A 4,029-nucleotide genomic window follows, 5' to 3' on the forward strand; every position below is an offset into this window, starting at 1 on the left:
GAACCAACCGACATAAAGACGGTTGTTGGTGGAGGTGACCCACTCACAGAACTGCTGCCAGCCGTTAGCGCCGGAGCGCTGCTGGATGGTGGTAGTCATGAGAACGGAAAAGAGCCTGTGGGACGAATCCCGGTGGCGAATAAAGAAGGTCGGTTAACCCGACACAGGCAATGTAACGGAAGTTTGCGGAGCTGACACGGAATGGGCGCGGAGACTTTCTGATCCCTCCGATCAGCTCAGCTGATCACGGGTCTGAATGACGAAGCGCTTGCGCCTGTTTGGAGCTAATCCGACCTGCCGTTTCCAGGACTTCACTAATAGTTTCCAGGGTGAGGACAGCCTGTAGCCGTAATCCATTGCACTCCAAGCGCTGCTTGGCACGGGTGTCATGGACGCCGCCATGGTCAAGGAACACCACCACATCTCTCACCTTCAAACCAGAGGACTCAAGCTTGCCAATTCCTTCCAACACGCTTCCACCCGTGATCAGGATGTCGTCGACCACAGCCACGGTCTCGCCCTCATTGAATTCGCCCTCCACCATGCGCCTGGTTCCATGGGCCTTCACCTCTTTGCGGGGGTAGATCAGAGGCTTATGCAGTTGCAAAGACAGGCCCGTCGCGGTGGGCAAAGATCCATAGGGAATGCCTGCAATGCGGTCGAACTGCAATGGGCGTAGCACCTGGGCATAGCAATCGAGCACGCGATGAAAGAGCGCAGGATCAGAAATGATCTGACGCAGATCCACGTAATAGTTGAAGACAGCACCGCTGGCCTGCTTGAACTCCCCAAATAACAAGCAGCGAATATCGAACAGATCGATCACAAGCTCACGCAGCTCAGGGTCGATCAGCGGCTCAGCTTCCGAACTGGCATTCGAGGTTTCCAGGCCTAGCGCAGGCTGATCAGGATGCGGCCAAATTCTGCACTGCTCGGATTCAAACTCCAGGTTTGATTGCTTCTGCAGGAGATGGTCTTGACGCATGCGGTTGATCCGCTCTTTCAGCGCAGCGGTTTGCTCATTGATATCGCTCTCAGTCAGGAGGTTTTGGGGGAGGGGCAACAGCAACCCATCTCCCGCCAAATTCAGTCCGCTCGCCATCAGACGTTGCAGGTTTCCTTCCTCACCCCAGAGGGAACGGAGCATGACAAACCGTTCAGGCGCTGCTTGACGCACTTGAGCCAAGATCGCCGGATCGCTCGTGCCCACTTCGAGCAGGAGTTGATCTGGCGTTCCCCAGCGCTGACTTTCGCGCACCACCTTTAAATAGAAGGGATCGTCCTCGTTGGGATGATGTTGTAAGGCAACGGCCGCGGGGTTAGAGCTGTGGCAATTAATCAGAACCCCTTTGCCTGGATACAACAGAAAAGGAGCGGCGATGTCCTGACCCGCGAGGGGGTTAAGAGTGACGGCGTCCGCATGCAATGTTTTAAACAGATAGGCGGCGACCGCGCTGGAGCTGTTGAGGTCCCCGTGCTTGATATCGATAATTAAGGGCAGATCGAGGGGGAGCAGTTCACGCACCTCCAACAACAGTTCCACACCTGCAGAACCCATCGCCTGATAAAAACCAAGGCTTGGTTTGTAGGCGCAGACATGGTCAGACGTGGCTTCAATCACGGACTTGCACCATGAGCGCGCCTGACTGAGCAACGAGCTACCGCCAAGGCCACGATGGGCAGCCCAGCTGCGGAGCATTTCCGGATTCGGATCGAGGCCAGTCACCAGGAGCGACTGGCGGCTGCTCATTGCATCGGTGAGTGCCGTGAAAAAACCCATAGCTGTAAGGGTTGTTTCCACCAGGATGCGCGGTTCTTAAGTGCTTCGATGCACGCGATCTAAGAATTGAATTATTTAATGACTTGATTCCTTTGCTGGCACGGGGCAAGCCCTGAAACTGTTGAGAAGCATTTGCCTGTTCTGACTAGGATCTCAAACGAAAAAACTGAAATCTCTTCTCATTTCCCTTAGAAATCAAGGCCCTCATATCAGCGGAGCATGAAATCACAACCGCTGCATAAATGTCGGAGCCTTGATTCCGAAACGAACCACCAACAAACGAGACACAAAGCAACCCACAGTTACAAACAAAACAGCAATTTTTATTGGCGTGGGATTCATACTATTAGAATTTGCGTAAAATGTAATAAAGAGAGAAAGCATTAACCCCCAGAAAAAAGAGAGTTCGGCATATAAATCATGCCGAAGTGTGGGATGCGTTGCATCAGCTCTAAGTACATCACGAAGAATGGCACCACCCGCTCCTGTTAGAGCGCTAAATATTGGTCCCCAGAGGAGCAATGGATTGCATTTCTCTTCTACAGCAACGATGACTCCGACGACTGTGAATGCTGCTAACCCAAGACCATCTAGAACTTGTATGGCTTGTTCTCCTAACTGGAATCTCTCCAACAAGCGTGGAACACCACGCAGGCTGGGCATCTTCATCACAATATGACTCAAGAATACAAGCGCGATCACAATCATGAGGTTATGGGTCGACTGAAGAACAGCTGGCTGGTCTCGATTAGCGAGCAGATCCCTCAGAATTCCTCCACCAAAAGCGGGAAGGCTGGCCAACACAAGAGCACCAAATAGGCTAAAACGATCACGTTGGGCCAAAAGCACACCAGAAAAAGCAAAAGCTCCTGTCCCAATCGTTTCCAAGGTGAAAAACCAAGGCTGACCAGCGGTCATTCCCAGCAATGAAGGGAAGAGGTAATCACGAACTATCTGGTTAAAACGTCCATCATCTTTGAGTTTTTGTATAGCTCGATCGAACGCGGAAACGAGTTCTGGTGATGAGCTAATCCGACTAAAGATAGCCACAATCGGGCCCGAAAAGATATAATCATTTCCCATAATCAACTCTCGATTCAAAGACTCTTCCCAGATCAAAGTTCCACCTACGAGACGATCAATTGGGACTAGGTCTACTTTTCCATCAACAAGGTTCTGAAGATTTTCCAAGTCTGTGGACACTGGAGTCCAGCGGTCGATTTGAGATGAGTCCTTAAGAAAGTGATCAATCTGCTCACCGTAGTAATACCCTGACACGACACCCAGACGAAGCTTGCTGTCGAGGAACGACTGCTTAAAAATTTCAGGATGCAGCATCGCTACCGCGCTCTGTTCAGACCTTCTGCTGATCAAAACAATATCTTCACTTCGATAGGGAGCTGAAAAATAGGCGTAACGCGCGCGTTCCGGAGTAATAAAGGCTCCTCCAGCTACATCACGAACTCCCAGCCGGATATCCTCTTGATGAACGCCCCAATCCACTTGAGGGAGTTGCAGAGTGAGTCCCAGTTCTTCTTCGAAAACCTCTTTGAACAACTGCACGTCCAGTCCAGTGAGCTGACGGCGATCATCATTGATCTTTTGTAAGTACTGATATGGCTTCCAGGGGTACCAACCACCCCTTATGACATCTTTTTCAAAGGCAGAGACAGAGACAGAAAGCGACAAGCTTATAAACAGAAGCGCCAACGTCACTGCTGCACGGAATGCCTTGGACTTCACGGATCAGGATTGACTGGCTTTCATGCTGCTCCAACTCACTGCAATTGAAAACCCAGCCATAAAACCCAGGCACAAAAAAGCCCCCTCCTTTTGGGAGGGGGCTTTCTAGTTCAGTTGATCTGAACTTTTAAGGGGTTCCAGATCAACCGATTGCAGGTGCTTGGAGAGCCACAGGTGTGGACTCAGCAGCTGCCAGGTCGAGGGGGAAGTTATGAGCGCTGCGCTCGTGCATCACTTCCATGCCGAGACCGGCACGGTTCAACACATCGGCCCAGGTGTTCAGGACGCGGCCCTGACCATCAAGGATGGACTGGTTGAAGTTGAAGCCGTTCAGGTTGAAGGCCATGGTTGACACGCCAAGGGCGGTGAACCAGATGCCGACAACAGGCCAGGCAGCAAGGAAGAAGTGAAGGCTACGGCTGTTATTGAAGGAGGCGTATTGGAAGATCAAGCGACCGAAGTAGCCGTGAGCTGCAACGATGTTGTAGGTCTCTTCTTCTTGGCCG

2 protein-coding genes and 1 pseudogene are annotated in these 4,029 nt (G+C 51.7%); all 3 read right to left on the reverse strand.

Features of this window, described 5'->3' with window-relative positions; genetic code table 11:
- Positions 1-244: 244 nt before the first annotated feature.
- Positions 245-1,780 (reverse strand): bifunctional orotidine-5'-phosphate decarboxylase/orotate phosphoribosyltransferase, encoded by a 1,536-nt coding sequence (locus SYN8016DRAFT_RS14155; protein WP_006855106.1) that lies wholly within the window; start codon positions 1,778-1,780, stop codon positions 245-247.
- Between the two features lie 225 nt (positions 1,781-2,005).
- Positions 2,006-3,523 (reverse strand): TRIC cation channel family protein, encoded by a 1,518-nt coding sequence (locus SYN8016DRAFT_RS14160; RefSeq protein ID WP_006855107.1) that lies wholly within the window; start codon positions 3,521-3,523, stop codon positions 2,006-2,008.
- Positions 3,524-3,665: 142 nt separating this feature from the next.
- A pseudogene (locus SYN8016DRAFT_RS14165) lies at positions 3,666-4,029 on the reverse strand (photosystem II q(b) protein); the annotation flags it as partial.

This window comes from Synechococcus sp. WH 8016, assembly GCF_000230675.1.
In the GTDB taxonomy this organism is placed as follows: Bacteria; Cyanobacteriota; Cyanobacteriia; order PCC-6307; family Cyanobiaceae; genus Synechococcus_C.